A 17,950-nucleotide genomic window follows, 5' to 3' on the forward strand; every position below is an offset into this window, starting at 1 on the left:
TCATTGACAATTAATATTTATTTAATTACAATGCTTTATGCAATTGTTAAAAAATAAGTATTCATTCAAGCTAGCTCTGCTTGATCTTTTTTTGGTCTACGTTGTTATTTATCTTGCATCTCCTTTTGGAAATGTTAATTCAGAATTTTGGAATATTGATGAGAATCATTTTTATTTTTGGATTTCAAGATCTTTTTTAATTGTTTTTATAATCTATTTTTCTAAACTTACCAGTTCTTCTGATGATTTTAGATTAGAGTTTTTTATTCCTAAATTTAAATTTATTTTTATTTGGGAATCTGTTTTAATTTTTATTAAAACAATGTTGGTTGTAATGATATTCATTTTTTTAATAGCTTTTTTACTAGAATATCTATTGCCAGAATCGGTATTTACGCATTATTTTCAAAACAATGCTGGATTTAATTGGAAAATTAGTAGTAAAAAAGCATTGTTTTTAATGACTTTTACCTCTTTTTTTACAGGGGCTTTTGAAGAGTTGTTTTACAGGGCTTTTGTTATTACCAAGTTTAGGAAAATGGGATTTCCTGCTGTAATTACTGTTATTCTCAGCAGCATTTTTTTTGCTTACGGGCATTTATATTATGGAATTTTAGGATTTTTGATTACATTTATATTAGGGGTGTTTTTTGCTTTTATCTATTTAAGGTATAAAAATGTATATTATATGATTTTTATGCATAGTTTTTATAATATTATTGTTAGTAGTCTGTTGCTTTTTTTAAATTAATAATTTTAAATTGATTTGAGGGGGATTTATGAGAGATACTGTGCCCAAGCGTTTTAAAGAGGTAGTGACTCTTTATAGTGAGCTTGATATTTTTTTATATAAAGAGGGGGAGTCTAAAAGTTTTAAAAAACAAATATATTCTGATTTTTGGAATGAAGTAAAAAGAGTGGCTTCTGGGCTTTTGCATTATGGCATTAAAAGAGGAGAAAGGGTTGTAATTATTTCTGATTCTAGAAGGGAGTGGATAATAATCGATGTTGCCACTTTGGGATTGGGCTGTGTTGATGTTCCTAGGGGAAATGATTCTTCTGAGGATGAATTAGCTTATATTATTAACCATTCAGAATCTACTTTTATTTTTGTTGAAAACAATAAACAGCTTCAAAAAGTTTTATCCAAAAAACATGATCTTAGGTTAGTAAAGTGTATTATTGTTATTGATGATGATAAATCTTATGAAGAAAAAATGGGGAATATTACTATATTTTCTTATAAAAAATTGTTAGAACTTGGAGCTGAGTATTTAAGAGCCAATCCAAAATCATTTGATATGGAGATTGAAAAAGGTTCTTCAAAAGACATCGCAACTATAATATATACGTCTGGAACAACTGGTATGCCAAAGGGAGTAATGCTGAGACACGAATCTTTTATTTTTCAATTAGACAGGCTTTATGATTATCTTCCAACGCTTAAACCCGGTAAGATAATGATTTCTATTTTGCCCCTTTGGCATTCTTTTGAGAGGGCTTGTGAATATATAGTTGCTTTAAAAGGTATAGGAATAGCATATTCAAAGCCCATAGGTCCTGTTTTGTTAAAAGATTTTTCACTTTTAAATCCTCAAATGATTATTTCTGTACCTAGAATTTGGGAAGGTATAAGAATAGGTATTATTAAAAAGGCGTCAGAATCTTTGATTAAGAAACTTGTGTTTGGTGTGTTTTTAAAAGTTGGAATCGTTTATGCAAAGCTTAAGGAAAAATTTTTAGGCCTTTCGCCTGTTTATAAAAAACCTAATTTTTTTATTTCACTTTTTTCAAAACTATTTTTATTTGTTGGGATTATTTTAATTTTACCTGTTAAATTATTAGGTAATATTTTGGTGTTTAAAAAAATAAGAAATGCCCTTGGGCAAAATTTTGAATTTGGAGTTTCTGGTGGTGGGGCGTTGGTTGATTATGTTGATTATTTTTTCAAGGCTGTAGGAATCAAAGTTCTTGAAGGTTATGGGCTAACTGAAACGGGTCCTATTTTGAGTGTTAGGCGTCTTAATAGTCCGGTAGCAAGAACTGTAGGGCCTATTTTGCCAGATGTTGAATACAAAGTGGTTGGAATTGATGGGAATGTTTTGCCCTATGGAGAAAAAGGTGAACTTTGGATAAAATCGCCACAAATAATGAGCGGTTACTTTAAGGACAAGGCCAAGACAAGTGAAGTTTTAACAGAAGATGGTTGGTTTAACACGGGAGACTTAGTTAGATTGACAATTAACAATGAAATTGCAATTGTTGGTAGAAGCAAAGATACAATTGTTCTCAGAGGAGGAGAAAATATTGAACCTGAGCCTCTTGAAAGAGTTTTGGGCAAATCTTTATTTATTGAAAATATTATGATTGTTGGTCAAGATCAGAAATTTTTAGGAGCTGTTATTGTGCCTAATTTTGATAATCTTGAAAAGTGGGCAAATTCTAGCGGAATGTCTTTTTCTTCTAGGGATGATTTGTTAGCCAATGAGGATGTTAATAAACTTTATTCTAAGCATATCTCAGATACTATTAATACTAAATTAGGTTTTAAAAATTTTGAAAAAATAGTAGGCTTTGTTTTACTTAAGGATTCTTTTTCAATTGGGGAAGAGCTTACTAATACTCTTAAGTTAAAAAGATATTATATATCCAAAAAGTATGAAGATAAAATAAGATCAATTTTTAGTAGAAGTGACTTAGATTTAAATGGATATTAGACAAGAAAATAATACAATTTTCTTGTCTACATTTTTAACATATAAGGAATATTGAGTATGCACATGCAATTTTTTATTGTTTGTAATATAGCTTTTAAAAATTCGATTCTTGCGGCTGTTAAATCAATATTGTTTATGTCTATTACTTTAACTTCTTGATAGTATGCACTAAAATGCTTTGCAAGTGAATATGAATAGCTGGTAAGTATTGAAGGGTTTAAATCTTTTGCTGCTTTGATTATGGTTTCTTCTAATTCTGATATAATTTTAATAATTTTCCATTCTTTTTCATGTTCAAGAAGTTCAAAATTAATTTTTTCCGTTATAGGTATAGAAAGTGCACTATGTTTTGCAAGAATGCTATTAATTCTTGCTCCAACGTATTGTATATATGGTCCAGAATTTCCCGTAAAAGATAAACTTTCTTTTTTGTTAAATACAATATCTTTATGTATAGCTGATTTTAGTAGATAGTAGTGAATTGCTCCTAGTGCAATATTTAAAGCATTTTTTTTGGCATTCTCTTTATTTTCAATTTTTTGCTCAACTTCGGGGATTATTGATTCTATTAGGTCTGAGATTAAATGATCTGCGTCAATTACATTGCCTTCTCTTGATTTCATTTTTCCATCAATAAGATTGACCATTCCGTGTGACAAATGAATAAGTTTTTTATTTTTGGAAAGTCCCAATTTTTCTGCTACAAAAAACAAACTTTTGAAGTGCTGAATTTGTTCACTTCCAACTACATAAATCATTTCCTCAAAATTAAATTCTTTTGTTCTAACTGCTATATTTCCTAAATCTTGGGTAAGATAGATGGATGTTCCGTTTGATCTTATGAGTACTTTTTGTTTTACTTCGGTATCTGCTTTTTCACCTGAGTCTGTGGGCAGATCAATGCATATTGCTCCATCTTCTCGTTTGTAGCAAAATCCTTTTTCAAGCCCTTCTAAAACCATATTTTTCCCAATTTCAAAAATTTCACTTTCAAGGTAAATTTTGTCAAATGAGGTGTTTGTAATTTTGTATGTTTCTTTTATCCCCTCAATTGCCCATTTATTTAGCTTTTTCCAAAGTTCAATTGTGTTTGCATCTTTTTGTTCCCACTTTAAAAGTAGATCTTGTATTTCTTTTTCAGCGTTTTCATTTTCTTGCGAGTATTTATTGTATTTAACATAAAAATCGCCAATTAAATGGTCTCCTTTTTTAAAAACTTTTTCAGGAGTAATGCCATCTCCAAATTTTTTGTATGCAAGCATTGACTTACAGATATGAACTCCTCGGTCGTTTATTAAGTTTATTTTTGTAATGTTTGCACCTACAGCTTTTAATATTCTTGAGAGACTTTCTCCTATTACGTCATTTCTAAGGTGCCCCACATGCAGTGGTTTGTTTGTATTTGGCGATGAAAATTCTAATATTATTTTTTTATTTTCTAGATATTTACTTGTTCCATAAGCATTTTTTTGCTCATTTATCATTTCTATTGTATTCTTTATATATTCTTTTCTAGGAATTTTAATGTTTAAGTAAGGCCCCATAGCTTTAATTTCGTATTTAGCTTTAAGAGCTTTTATTATTTCTTCAGAAATAGTTTCAATAGGAAGTTTTAAAGTTTTGCTAAGTTCAAATATTAATATGGAAACATCTCCCAGATCGCTTTTGGGCGGTTTTTGAATATTTATGTTGATTTTGTCTAGTTTTATGTTTTTTGACAATGCTAGATTCGCAACTATAATACTAATTTCGTCTTTAATTTTTTTTTTAATATTTTTATTCATTTTTGTCCTCTTTAACACTTTTATTCATTTTTTCTTTAACTCTTTTAGTTATTTTTTCTCTTTAACATTTTTTATTATATTTATTAATAGCAAAACTAAAGATGCTACAATAAAAATGTTTGAGCTGTGGGCCGACATTTTTACATTTATAAGCTCTTTTATTATAGGAATCTCTTTGTTAAAAAGTTTTAAATTTCCTGTGTTTAGTATTTCTCTAATAAGTGAAATTGTTGAGCTTAGAACAATAAAAATTAAAAGTGGGGCTTTAGAGTATTTAATTATCATTAATGGATTTTTCAGGATTTTAAAAGGCTCGTTTTTATGAAATGATATTATTATGGCTATTAAAATGGGTATTGAAAATTTAAATTCTTTGTATAATGTTGGTGTTAAATAAAACATAAATAAGTAAGTTAGACCAGTAAAAATTCCTATTATTAGTAAATATATTTCCAATATATGGCTTTTATGTTTTTTTAGTTCTATTTGATTGATTATTAAGGCTGGAAGTATAATGCACAGTGAAATCCAAATAGATACAATGCTAGCATCTAAAAAGTTTTTTGTATAAGCAAAAATAGGAAATAGCATTAAATGACTTTTAAGATATTTTTCAGTGTTATAAAATGTCTTTTTTTGCATATTAATCCTTTTTGGCCTATTTTATTTTGTTTTAAATTGATTTATACTTTCGCTAATTCCAGAAATATGGCTTGAGTTTGTAGTTCCTAAAACCTTAATGCGCTCAATTGCTTCTACTAGTTTATTAATTTCTTCTTTTAAGCCTTTCATTGAATTTGAGACTGTAATATTAATTTCTCCTAAGAGCTTAACAGTGCTAATGATTTCTTTGTTTCCCCTAAACATATCATTTGAGCCAATTTTTACTTCATATGTTATTTCCCGCATTGTATTTAAAGCTTTTAAAATTTCTTGGCTACCTATTGATTGCTCTTGCATTGTGTGATTTATTTCTTCTATTACTTGAACAACCAGATTGATTGAGTCAAATATCTGGTTGAAGGCCTTATTTGTTAATTCAGAAGTGTTCACAGTTTTGGTTATTGAATCCATTATTTCGTTAATTGATGAGGCAACAGATTCTGATTGTGATGTTACTTGTTCTGCGAGGTCTTTTATTTCTTCTGCAACAATGGCAAATCCTTTTCCGGCTTCACCAGCATGAGATGCTTCAATTGCAGCGTTCATTGAGAGCAGGTTAGTTTGGCTAGCTATAGATGAAATTAAAGAGTTTGCTTCTTGTAATCTTGTTGAGTTTTTGAAAATTTCTTTGATTTGAGTAATAACTTCTTCTTGTTTTTTTCGCCCATCATCAGAGAATCTTTTTAATTCTTCGGTGCTTTTTGCAGCTTTTTGAGTTATTTCTGTTATTGATTGTATTCCCCCTATCATTTCTTCGATAGCTGATGAGGATTGTTCAACACTTGCAGCTTGAGTTTCAATTGAGTTGTCAAGAGATGAAATATTTTTTGAAAGACTTTCAATTACATTTGTTGTATTAGAAATGAATTCTACCTGTTTTTCTACTTCTTCTTGGGTTTTTTCTATGTATTGATTTGAATTTTTTATAGTATTGTGTGTTTTATTTATTTCACTAAATAAATGATCTCCATTTTCTTTTAATAGCTTTACTCGTTCTTGTAGTGAATTAATTACATTTTTTAGATTTTCAATAAAATGACCAAAAAGATTTATGGTAGAGCTTATTGAATCTTTGCCTTTTGATTCAACTTTAAATGTTAGGTCGCCGTTTTTAACTTTTGGAATGACAACATTGAGTTTGTCTATTTTTGATATTATTAAAGTTTTTATGGTTGATATCATTATTAATATAAAAATTATTACCAAAATAAATATAATCGAGAGTGAAACTAATCTCATATTTTTAAATTCTTTTGAAAATATATTATTATAATCTATTTTTATTCCCAAGTACCAATGGGATGTTGTGATCCTTGCTAAGGAGATTATTTCATTTGAATTGCTTGTATTGTAATTTGCTTTTCCTTGAGACAGTGCGTTTAATATTTGCGTTAATGTTTTTGGGTTAAAGCCAAATATGTGCTTTATGTTCTTTAGAATTTCATCTTTTCCTCCAAATGCATCACCACTGCTGTTTATTATGTATACATTAAAGTATTTTGATGAGTTTTGACTGCTTGCATTTTGTTCTAGCAACGAGTTTTCTAAAAGAAGTAAAAGATATTCTTTTAGCTCAGCAATTTTTTCTGAAATGTCAGCATATAAAATAATATACCCAACATTAGATTTTTTTGAATCTGTTATTTTATATGCTATTGGAATATAAAAATTGTTATTTATTTTTGCTAAACTGTTGTGAAGAATTGAAATTTGAAATGTAGTTAAAGCTTTGCCTAATAGCAATTCTTTTAAGCTTATATATTGGCCGGTTCTTTTTTTTTCGCTTGATGCGATTATGTATCCATCTTTGTTTGTGTACTCTATTATTTTAATAAAGGAGGGGAGTGTAATTAAAATTTTGTCAGATACTAAGTGTTCTTCGCTTTTGTTATTTAGAATTGCAGACTGGTAATCATATCTAGCCGTTAATATGCTTAAAGCTTTTATTATTTCTCTAGATTCATCAGAAAAACTTTTAATCATTGCTTGGTTGATGAATTTTGTAAAGTCTTGAAGTTCTTTTGTTATGATTTTTTTATAACCCTGGTCTAGTAGTAAAAAGGTTGTTGCAATAATGATTATTGTGTATGCCAGAATTATAAAGTTGAATTTATAAAAAAGGCTGGAGTTAAGTTTCTTTTTTTTCACTAAGTCCCCTCAAAATTTTGATTTTTCATAAAATTTTAAAATATTAAATTTTTAGTATTCTATATGTTTTATTATATAATTATATATGCATGTAGCTAAATAATAAAATAATTATTTGCAAATATTTGAGGGATTTAATCTTTTTTAATATTTAGAAAGAAAGATCTTATTTGCCAATTGTTATTAGTAATTATTTATATTTGATTTTTGGAAGGTGAAAGTTTTGTTTTAAGGTTTTGATCATGTTAATGTTATGTTTGGAGAGCTTTTATGACCGATGAGAATTTAATTGATGTTAATTTGAAAAATACTAAACGATTTCTTTATTTAGTTTTATTTGTATTTATTTTGTTCAATTTTTTATTCATAGGCTATGCTTATATTAACCATAAAAATGAATATTTAGATCGCTTTGACCTTGATGCCAAGTTGTTTTTAAATAGTGTTTCTGCTGTTATTAAGGCTAAGTATTTAGAATCTTCTAGGTTTCTTGAGGAGCTTGTAAAAGATAGCTATAGGTTTGGGATATTGGTGAATTCTTCAAAGAGTTTTCTTTTGTCTTCAAGTTTAAAATTTGGAGACAGTTTAGATGAAAATAGCGATTTGTTTTTAAGATCAAGAGAATTTAGCTCTATAGATAAAATCTTTAAAACTATTCCTGTTGCAGAAAATTCACTCGAAGGTATATTTTTTATTCCTATAGGGAAGAATGTTTTAATATCAAATTCAAATTTTTCATCTTTAGGCTTAAAAGATATTAGGTTAGATCCTATTTATTCTGTGCCTGTAGAGAAAAATTCTAAATATTATTCAAGGTACATGAGAATAGATGGGAAAATTTATTCTGTAGTAAGTTTTCCTGTTAGGGATTCTGTTGCAACTTTGGGGGTGATAGGAATTTTAGTATGCTTTGATGAGCCATTAGATATTATTGAAAATCAGTTGTTTTCTTCTCTTAAATTAAGCAGCAAAGATTATAATTTTTTTATGCTTGACAGAAATTATATGCCCATTTTTTTAAACTTTAATAATCTTAATTCTAAGTCTTTTTCTGCAGCTTATAGTGATAATGTTTTGAGCAAAGTTATATCTTATACTAAAAAAGATTCTTCTGTCACTCGTCGCACCTTTAATTATGCAAGCGATTTTTATTCTTTAAACTTTGTAAAAACAGATGATTTTTTGATTCAAGGATTGATTTTTAATGTTAATTCCATTCCCATTGTGTTTAAGTCAAATTGGATTGTATTTTTTATATTTTTATTATCATCTTTTGTTATTGTGCTTTATTTATGTAACACTTTTGTTTTTTCATTAATTAATGATTTTAACAGAATTGTCGATTATCAAAAATCAAAAAGTGACCCTTTTAGTCTTGAGCCTACTTTAGAGGTTAAGTATTCTTCAACTATTGTTTCTTATATTAGTTCAAAGCTGGATAATCTATCGGCTAAGAGCAATAAATCTTTTGAAAATATAAAATTTTATTCTAAAGATTTAAATAATTATTTAGAGCAAATAGAGACTACAGTATTAAATACCGAGAGCATAGATTCTAGTGTTTTAGCTTATGAACAACTAAAAGATACTTTTTCTAGATTTGAAAAGTCAATCGTTGATATTTTAAAAGGCTTTGAATCTGTTACTGATCCGATTAATGATCTAAATAAGTATATATTAGAGATTTCCTCAAATTTTGAAGAGAACGTTAGTTTTTTTTATAGCATAGATAAAAATTTAGAAATTTTTAATAAAGTTGCTACTATAAATTCTTCTGATATTGAAAATATTAAAAGTAAAGTTTTTGATTTAAATATTGTTTTTGAAAATGTAAATAAAAATTTTGCAGATCTTTTGTCTCAAACTAACAGCTTACAAAGTGCAAATAAGCTTTTAGTTTCAATTTCAGCTCAGACCAATATGCTTGCTATGAATGCAGCAATTGAGGCGGCAAAAGCAGGTGATGCAGGTAAAAGTTTTGCAGTTGTTGCTGAGGAGATTAGAAAGCTTGCTATTAATTCTGGAAAATATTCTAAAACCATTAAAGATGAGCTAAAAACGGTTGATGGCATTATTGCAGCGATTAATTCAGAGATTGATACAATTTATAAAAATTTTATAGATATTCAGGATAATGTAGACAGCAATTTTTCAAGACATGAGAAAGTAGATCTTACTCTTGCTAAGCATTTTAAAGAAATTGGAGAGTTTAAGGACAGGTATTTGTCTTACGATACTAAGATTAGAGATGCTAAGAATATGTATAAGGAAATCTTTAATAACCATTTTTTTATTAGTGGCAAGTTTAACAACTTTAGTCAAGATTTAAAAGAATTTAAAGTTTCTAAGATGAATTTAGATGCATTAAATTCTCTTCAAGAATATTCATCTTTAGTGAAATCTTCTAAGGATAAGATATTTAAAATAAAAGAATTGATTCAAAAGATTAATGATGAGATTAAAGATATTCTTTTTTAGCTTTCTTGATTTTAAAATCCTATGTAAAGAACTTCTTCTTCGAGTAAAAGTCCAGTTTTCAAGTAAACTTCGGTTTTTACTTTTTCAATTAAACTTTTTACGTCATTGGAAGTGGCGTTGTTAATGTTAATAATAAAGTTTCCATGATATTCAGATACTGCAGCGCCCCCAATGCTTAGTCCTTTAAGTTTACATTCTTCAATTATTTGTCCGCTAGGTTTCAGAAATGTTTTATTGTTTTTAAAGGTGCTTCCACTGCTTGGGAATAAGTAGTGACCTTTGTTTATTCTTGCTTGTTTGTTTTTGCTCATTTCTTCTTCAATAATTTTCTTATTTTCTTTTTTTAAATTCAATTCAATTTTTAATATGAAAAAGTTTTTATTTTGAAAAGGTGATATTTTATATTTAAAGTCTTCTTTTTTAAATTCTTTGCAAATAATTTTTCCTTTGTCGTTTATAAATGTAATTTTTTTTAGTATTTCAGAGATTTCATTTCCAAAGCATCTAGCATTCATCCACACTGCACCTCCCAGTGTTCCGGGCAGCCCGTAGATAAATTCTAGGCCACTTAAGCCGTTATCAAGTGCAATTTTACATAAATTTTCAAAATTTGCACCACATTCTGCTGTAATTTTATTGTCGTGAATTTTTATTTTATTTAGATGCCCGGTGTATATTATCGGGAAATCAATTTCTTTCTCGTCATTGACTAAAATATTAGATCCTCCCCCAAGAATAAATAGTTTAATTTTTTCTTCTATTGCCGCTTTAAAAAGATTTTCAGCTTCTTGAATATTTTCAGGAATGAAAAATAATTTCGAAATGTTTCCAATCTTATATGTTGTATATTCATTTAGATTTTTTGTTTGAGGAGCAATATTGATTTTTTTAAGAAAATTATTTAGGCTTTTAAGCATACTTACTTAATAATAGATTAGATTTTTTATTTTTTCAATTTTGATAAATGTATGATTTTAAAGTTATATAATACTAGAACAAAGAATTTTTCAGAATTAACAAATTTTGACGGTGTTAAAGCGTATGCTTGTGGGCCTACTGTTTATAATTATGCTCACATTGGAAATTTTAGAACTTATATTTTTGGAGACTTATTAATTAAAACTTTAAGATTTCTAGGATATAAAGTTGATTATGCAATGAATATTACAGATATTGGGCATTTAACAGGCGATCTTGATGATGGAGAAGATAAAGTTGCTAAGACTGCAAGAGAGAAGGGTCTTACAGTTTACGAGATTAGTGAATTTTTTACGGAAGCTTTTTTTAAGGATTGTAGAAAATTAAACGTTGTATATCCAGATAAAGTTCTTGTTGCAAGCAAGCATATTCCTGTAATGATAGAAGTTATTAAAATTCTTGAAGAAAAAAAATTCACCTATTTTTCTAACGGCAATGTATATTTTGATACTTCTTGTTTTAAAAGTTATGGTGAGATGGCCGGTATTGATTTGATTGATAAAGATATGACTTTACCAAGGGTTGATATTGATAAATTTAAAAGGAATAAAACTGATTTTGTTTTGTGGTTTACTAATTCTAAATTTAAAGATCAGGAGATGAAATGGGATTCTCCTTGGGGGTTTGGTTATCCGAGTTGGCATTTGGAGTGTGCTGCTATGAATTTGGAGTATTTCAAAGATACACTTGATATTCATTTAGGAGGAGTTGATCATATTGGGGTTCATCACATAAATGAAATAGCAATAGCAGAGTGTTTTTTGAATAAGAAATGGTGTGATGTTTTTGTCCATGGAGAATTTTTGATTATGGATTATGACAAGATGTCAAAGTCAAGTGGGAATTTTATTACAATTAAAGACTTGGAAGATCAAAATTTTTCTTCTCTTGACTTTAGATATTTGTGTTTAACATCGCACTACAGAAATCAATTAAAATTTTCATTTAATAATCTTAAAGCAAGTAAGATTGCTAGGGTAAATATGATAAACAGGTTAAGTTATTTTTATTCATCTTTGGATCCGGTTGACGTAAGTGTGCTTAGTAAGGATTTAAAAAATTTTAGCTTTAGTGTAGAAAAAGAATATTATGACTCTTTTGTAGAAAAAATTTCTTTTGATTTAAATGCTTCTCAGGGATTAGCTTTGCTTTGGGAGATAATTAAATCTGAAAATCTAGGTCCTGTTTCAAAGCTTAGATTAGCTTTTGTTTTTGATGAGATCATGTCGCTTAATTTGAGAAAAGAAATTTTAAAAAATTTAGAAAATCATGATGTAGCTGTTGATGAGAATATGAAAACTTTAATTGAAGAGAGAAGAATAGCCAAATGTGAAAAAAATTTTAAGCGTGCTGATGAGATTAGAGACTTTTTTGCTAAAAAGGGTTTTGTTTTGATTGATACTAAGGAAGGGACTAAGGTTAAAAGAGGCTAGTATTTGGCTATTTTTTTAAAAAACAAATATTTTTACTTAAGCTTAATTTTTATTATTTTTTTGTTTTTATTTGTTTTTTCTGGATTTTTATTTTATTCAAGGCCAATTATTTATGATATATCCCCAATTCCCACTTCGCACAAGGATGTTATTGTTATTAAAGGAAATAACTTAGGCCATACCACAGGAGAGATTAATATTAACAATAATTATTTGGTTAAAAGTAGTATTATTAGTTGGAGTAATACTGAAATAGTTTTTAAAATTACAGATGAGGTAAATTCTGGGCTTATTTTTGTAAAAAGTGAAAGGGGTACTAGTAACGAACTTTTTCTTGTTATTAGTAGGCAAGTTCCTGTTAAGCTTAATAGAGATAATATACCTTTTATTTTTTCAGAGGATAAAATAATTTTAAATTCAAATTCTTTAACTTTATTGCAGGGGATTAATTTGTTTTCACGTTCTAGCACTATTAAAATTTTTCTTGAAACTAAGGACAAGCTTTATACAATTTTACCCCAAAATATTTTAGATGTTTCTGAGAATAGAGTGGAATTTATTACTCCTAAAACTTTGAATTCTGGTGGGAAACTTTATGTTTTATTAGACAATCTTGAAAGCAATAAAGTTCCGTTTTCTGTTAAAGATGATTTTTTTAAGTGGACTTTAAGTGATTCAAAAGAGTTTACAATAACTGAGCAAATTTATTTTACTCAAGATATGAATGGCAATTTTGATTCAATTCCCAAGGATATTAATTTTAATGTTTTCTATTTGAAACCAATTGATAATGAGCGTCAAAAAATTACAGGGCGTAGTAATGGATATCTTGATTTTAATATTGCTAATTTATTTTTTGTAAATTTAAAAACAAATAAATTTATTTTTGAGACTAGGGTAAAAGCTTATAAACTTAATTTAGAGTTTTTGGATACCAAATATTTAGAAAGCATTCAGGTTAATAAGGATATTAATAGTCAAGAGTACAAAACTTATGTTCAAGATAAAAGAAAAGATTATTTATCTTACAGCTCTATTGATTTAATGTCTTTAGATTCTCTGATTTCATCTATGACTGCGGGGAGTAATTCAGCTTATAAGTTGGCTAAGGCAATTATTGATGTTTTGACTTTAAATTTTCAAATTGTTGAGAATAATTTAAGTTTAAAGGATTCTATAAAAGAAAGAAAAATTTCATCTAACAATTTAATAGTTCTTACGAATTTATTATTTTTAAAGTATGAAATTCCGCTTAAAAATATAGTTGGGCTTTACTATGACTCGAATTCTTTTAAGTTGAATGAGCATTTTTGGTTTGAATTTTTTTTGCCTGAGGTTGGTTTTATATATTTTGATATAATAAATGCAGTATTATTTAAGGATAACTCTAAGTATTTTTTAAATATGTCTGAAAACTATATTCAATATGGGTGCAAAGAGGACTATGATAAAAATGAATTTTTTGGTGGTTATTCAGATTCTAAGTTTTTAAAGTATAAAAGTTTGACAAACGAATCGTATTCTTTAATGTATAGATTTGTTTTGGAGGATAATTTTTAATGAGAGATGATCAAATATTTAATTTAATTGAGAAAGAGAAACTAAGAGAAAAAGAACATATTGAGCTTATTGCATCTGAAAATTTTACATCTTTAGAGATAAGACAGGCTGTTGGGAGTGTTTTAACTAATAAGTATGCTGAAGGATATCCTTTGAATCGATATTATGGTGGTTGTGCTTTTATTGATGAGATTGAAACTTTAGCAATTTCAAGAGCAAAAGAGCTTTTTGGTGCAAAGTATGTTAATGTTCAGCCCCATAGCGGATCTCAGGCCAATATGGCTGCTATAATGGCTCTTATTAGTCCGGGCGACAAGATTCTTGGCATGCAATTGTCTCATGGGGGACATTTAACTCATGGCAGTAGGGTAAATTTTTCTGGCATATTTTTTAACACTTATTTTTATGGTGTTTCTCGGGATTCTGAGCTGATTGATTACGATGAGGTTCTTAAAATAGCTAGAGATTGTAGGCCAAATTTGATAATAGCTGGGGCTTCTTCTTATTCAAGAGAAATTGATTTTAAAAAATTTAGGGAAATAGCAGATGACGTTTCTGCTTATCTTTTGTGTGATATTGCGCATATTGCAGGCCTTATTGCTGCGGGATTTCATAATTCTTCGATTGATGTGGCGCATCTTACAACAAGTACTACGCATAAAACTTTAAGAGGGCCAAGAGGCGGAATAATACTTTCTGGAAAAGATTTTGACGAATTGGTAAACTTTAATGGAAAAGAGAAAGCTTTGTTTAGCGCTGTAAATTCTACAGTTTTCCCCGGAACCCAAGGGGGGCCTTTAGTTCATGTTATTGCGGGCAAGGCTATTGCATTCAGAGAAGCTCTTCAAGAAAATTTTAAAGAATATATTGCTAACGTAATAAAAAACACCAAAGTTATGGCTGAATATTTTAAATCGGAAGGATTTCGGATTGTTAGTGGCGGCACAGATAATCATTTATTTTTGGTTGATCTGAGCAGTTTAGATATTACAGGTGCTGATGCTGAGAAATTGCTTGAGGGGGTGAATATTACTTTAAATAAAAATGCTATTCCTTTTGATAAAAAAAGTCCTTCTTTGGCTTCTGGCGTTAGAATTGGGGGTGCTGCTATTACTTCTAGGGGTCTAAATGAAGCCGATTCCCTAAATGTTGCTAAATTTGTTGTTAGAGCTTTAAAAGCAAAGTCTGATATTGAATTAAAACAAATAAAAAAGGAAGTTGTAAAATTTATTAGAGATTTTGATATGCCTTAATTATGTTTGGGGGTTATGATCAATAAATGCCAAGCTTAATTAGAATGTTTTTTTGGGGACTATTCCTTATTTTTATTTTTAATCCCGTTTTAATAGGAATGCTTTTTATATTATTTCCTTTTGTTTTGATATTATTTAGTTTTTTGGGTGTTTTTAGAATATATTTTACAAGAGATTATTCATATTCTAGGTCTAGAGAGTTTGAATTTTACAAACTTTCTTTTTTATTAATGGCTAAATTACTGTCTATTTTGGGAACTGTAACGGGAGAACAGCTAAGTTATGTCAATTTTATTATTAATTCTTTGAATTTGTCTGAACGTGGTAAATCAGAATTGTATACTATTTTTCATTCTGCTATTACTAAGAATAACAATGCGGATAAAATTTTGTATACTCTTAAGCTTGGTTATTTTCAACACAAAGATCTTTTTGTGTGGCTTTTTGCTTCTCTTAAAGAAATTAACAGACTTTCTAGGTATAAAAACTTAGAAGCCGAAAAATTTATTTCTTATATTGGTGTTTTTTTGGAGCTTGAATCCGATAGTTATGAAGCTTATAAAGATATTAATATTAAAATTGTAAATCCCTACAGCGTTTTGGGGTTAAGTTATACTGCTAGTGATGATGAGATTAAAAAGGCCTATAAAAGTCTTGTTATAAAGTACCATCCTGATAAATTTGCAAACGATCCTGTAAGACAAAAAGATGCAAATGATAAATTCATTAAAATTCAAGATGCTTATGAAAAGATTTGCAAAGAAAGAAATATAAGGTAATTAATTGTTTATTATTGATTGACTTGTTTCAAAAGTAAAAAAAAGAAGGGCTTTTAGCCCTTCTTTGCTGTTAGCTTCCGCTGTATGCTATTTTGAATTGCAAGAAAGCACTTCCAATAGCGGCATTATTTGGGTTTTTATTAGCAAGTTCTATAATATTATTTGAATCCCATCCAAGAGAAATTGTTGTAAATCTTATTAGTTTTTCAAGGCTAAGTCCTGTTTTTAAGTAAATTTTTGTAGCATTGCTTGAAATTTTGTTAGTAGGCCCTAAAAGGTATGCTCCAATATAAGGTACTACATATGCTTCTGTTGAAATAGATGTTATTGGAATTGCATAATCAAGATATAAAGCTACACCGAGTTTCATTGCGTCTTCAAATGTTAAATTAGGTGGAGTTGTAGCTTTTTTACTTGTTGATGGGCTTTGTTCGGCTTGATTTTTTTCATTAGCACTTGAGATTGCTGCAAGGTAGTTTTCTATGGATTGTTGTCTTAAAATATCGTAAAGACCAATAGATGATATCCATCCTAGTCCATTCATAAGCCCCTTTTTATTGTCTTCATAGCTTGAGATTTCAACATTTAAGCTTTGAAATGCATTTTCGGATATGGTTTTTAATCTTTTTTCTGTATCTTTGGATCTGTAAATATTTTGTCCATAGCTTATTCCTAATGCAACCCCAGATTTTTTGTCTTGTTCTCCAAATAGTCTTGTACTGTAAGAATCAGATCCCTTAACCTTCCAAGATTCTTTTTCACCAGTATCTTTATTCCAAGCAAGGCCTATGCTTGCTCCTGTTGAAAATGCAATTCCTAGTTCTTTATTTTTGCTGAAATTAAGAGCATTCCCCTTTGGATCAAATATATCTTCAGCTTTTTTGCTAGGATCTGAAGGTGTTTCTTTTTTGGAATTTGCTGCTTTTGAAATGTGTCCAAATACAGAAAAGTCACTTGCAAAAGGATCTATTCCAAAATCAGTCCCCATTTGTAAAACAAGATAGGTATTTTTATTGTTAATTTTTGTTAATCCAAGTTTATATTGAGCTCCAAAAGATGCTAAAATTGCAGAATTTGATAAAGTTGGGCTAAATAAGTCGTTTCCAACTACAGATTTATCTTTTAAAGAGTATGTTATTGATGAATTATTAAATGTTTCATTTCCATAAGCTCCTGACAAGCCAAAATTTAATTCAAAAGGTGTTTCTGCAATTACAGATTCAGAGTCTGCGTTTGTATCAAGTAGATTTTTTATTGGTTTCCATGTTGCTTGAATTCCATAAAGGATTCCTTGATAGGTTTTATTGTATGGAGTGTCTTTGTCATTCTCTTGATTTCTGTTACCTGTGCCTGTTCCCCCTATTGCAAATGCAAGATCAAGTTGTGGGAGCTTGTATCCTAATTGAATTGTTCCTATGTTTTTAGAGGTGCCTCTTGCAAGAATTGTTCCTCTTACTATTCTGTCATTGCTTGGGAATCCGTAGTAAGTGCTTTTAAATCCAGTCATAGGGGCAAAACTAAATAAAGATTCTTTATTAAAGTCAAAATCCGTCATCGTACTAATTTTAATAAAAAAATCATATATGTTAATTTGGGCTGTTATATCTCCCACGTCAATTTTGAACGGATCGCCTTTTTTACCTTCTGCTTTGAATGCAAGATCTTCCACCTTAATAAAAGCTGAGAATGGATCATCTTTGCCTAATTCGGGATTAGCTTCAAATGGTTTAAGTTTAATAGTAATTTTACTCTTGTTTTCAAATCCAGGAACAAGCTCATCCATGTCTAATCTGAATTCACTTGTGTTTTCAAATCCAAATGTGGGCATCCACGGGTTTATTTTAAATACATCTTTTTCCTTTAATTCGTCTGCTGCAAATATTGCCACAGATGTTGTTAAAAATATAATTAATTTATATAAAATGTGGTTTTTCATAATTATACCTTCCTGTTGTAACTATAAACTTTTTATTATTAGTTCTAGTTATTAATTAAACGTATTAATAAATATATTATGCATATGCTATTATATATTATATATAATATATTAACATATATATAACATGTATATAACATGTATATAATATTAAAATATTAGGTAAAATTTCAAGGCCATATTAGTATTTTGTGATTTTTAAATTATTCAAATTTATAAAT

The 17,950-nt window shown here is 28.6% G+C and carries 12 protein-coding genes; 7 read left to right on the plus strand and 5 right to left on the minus strand.

Annotation, left to right across the window (positions count from 1 at the left end; all coding sequences use genetic code 11):
- Positions 1–37 precede the first annotated feature (37 nt).
- Entirely contained in the window at positions 38–751 is a 714-nt protein-coding gene (locus DB723_RS02950) for a CPBP family intramembrane glutamic endopeptidase (RefSeq protein ID WP_151552424.1), read from the plus strand.
- Positions 752–779: 28 nt separating this feature from the next.
- The gene (locus DB723_RS02955) at positions 780–2,717 is read left to right on the plus strand and encodes an AMP-binding protein (protein ID WP_151552426.1); all 1,938 of its coding nucleotides are present in this window, start codon (positions 780–782) and stop codon (positions 2,715–2,717) included.
- 26 nt (positions 2,718–2,743) lie between these two features.
- On the opposite strand, the gene argS is transcribed toward DB723_RS02955, so the two are convergent.
- The 3 genes from argS to DB723_RS02970 are packed head-to-tail and all read right to left on the minus strand — an operon-like array spanning position 2,744 to position 7,312.
- Positions 2,744–4,501 carry an arginine--tRNA ligase gene (gene argS, locus DB723_RS02960; RefSeq protein WP_151552428.1) on the minus strand — a complete coding sequence of 586 codons (1,758 nt, stop codon included), beginning with the start codon at positions 4,499–4,501 and terminating at the stop codon, positions 2,744–2,746.
- Between the two features lie 48 nt (positions 4,502–4,549).
- Complete coding sequence (locus DB723_RS02965; RefSeq protein WP_151552429.1) at positions 4,550–5,143, minus strand: hypothetical protein; 594 nt, start codon at positions 5,141–5,143, stop codon at positions 4,550–4,552.
- A gap of 21 nt (positions 5,144–5,164) precedes the next feature.
- Complete coding sequence (locus DB723_RS02970; RefSeq protein WP_151552431.1) at positions 5,165–7,312, minus strand: methyl-accepting chemotaxis protein; 2,148 nt, start codon at positions 7,310–7,312, stop codon at positions 5,165–5,167.
- Between the two features lie 270 nt (positions 7,313–7,582).
- On the opposite strand from DB723_RS02970, the gene DB723_RS02975 reads away from it, so the two are divergent.
- The gene (locus tag DB723_RS02975; protein WP_151552433.1) at positions 7,583–9,790 is read left to right on the plus strand and encodes a methyl-accepting chemotaxis protein; all 2,208 of its coding nucleotides are present in this window, start codon (positions 7,583–7,585) and stop codon (positions 9,788–9,790) included.
- Positions 9,791–9,801: 11 nt separating this feature from the next.
- Here DB723_RS02975 and murB read toward each other — a convergent pair whose 3' ends face one another.
- Positions 9,802–10,707 carry a UDP-N-acetylmuramate dehydrogenase gene (gene murB, locus DB723_RS02980; RefSeq protein WP_151552435.1) on the minus strand — a complete coding sequence of 302 codons (906 nt, stop codon included), beginning with the start codon at positions 10,705–10,707 and terminating at the stop codon, positions 9,802–9,804.
- 51 nt (positions 10,708–10,758) lie between these two features.
- On the opposite strand from murB, the gene DB723_RS02985 reads away from it, so the two are divergent.
- From DB723_RS02985 to DB723_RS03000, 4 genes are read left to right on the plus strand one after another with little or no spacing between them, the layout of a single operon-like run.
- Complete coding sequence (locus tag DB723_RS02985; protein WP_151552436.1) at positions 10,759–12,201, plus strand: cysteine--tRNA ligase; 1,443 nt, start codon at positions 10,759–10,761, stop codon at positions 12,199–12,201.
- Between the two features lie 3 nt (positions 12,202–12,204).
- Entirely contained in the window at positions 12,205–13,761 is a 1,557-nt protein-coding gene (locus DB723_RS02990) for a DNA-binding protein (protein ID WP_151552438.1), read from the plus strand.
- Positions 13,761–15,014, plus strand: coding sequence for a serine hydroxymethyltransferase (glyA, locus tag DB723_RS02995; RefSeq protein WP_151552440.1), 1,254 nt, complete (start codon positions 13,761–13,763; stop codon positions 15,012–15,014). Before DB723_RS02990 ends, glyA begins: the two co-directional genes overlap by 1 nt.
- 26 nt (positions 15,015–15,040) lie before the next feature.
- Positions 15,041–15,793, plus strand: coding sequence for a J domain-containing protein (locus DB723_RS03000; RefSeq protein ID WP_151552442.1), 753 nt, complete (start codon positions 15,041–15,043; stop codon positions 15,791–15,793).
- A gap of 70 nt (positions 15,794–15,863) precedes the next feature.
- Here DB723_RS03000 and DB723_RS03005 read toward each other — a convergent pair whose 3' ends face one another.
- Positions 15,864–17,729: an integrin-binding adhesin P66 family protein gene (locus DB723_RS03005; RefSeq protein ID WP_151552444.1), complete on the minus strand. Its 1,866-nt coding sequence runs from the start codon at positions 17,727–17,729 to the stop codon at positions 15,864–15,866.
- Positions 17,730–17,950: the final 221 nt, after the last annotated feature.

Source organism: Borrelia maritima (genome assembly GCF_008931845.1).
GTDB lineage: Bacteria > Spirochaetota > Spirochaetia > Borreliales > Borreliaceae > Borreliella > Borreliella maritima.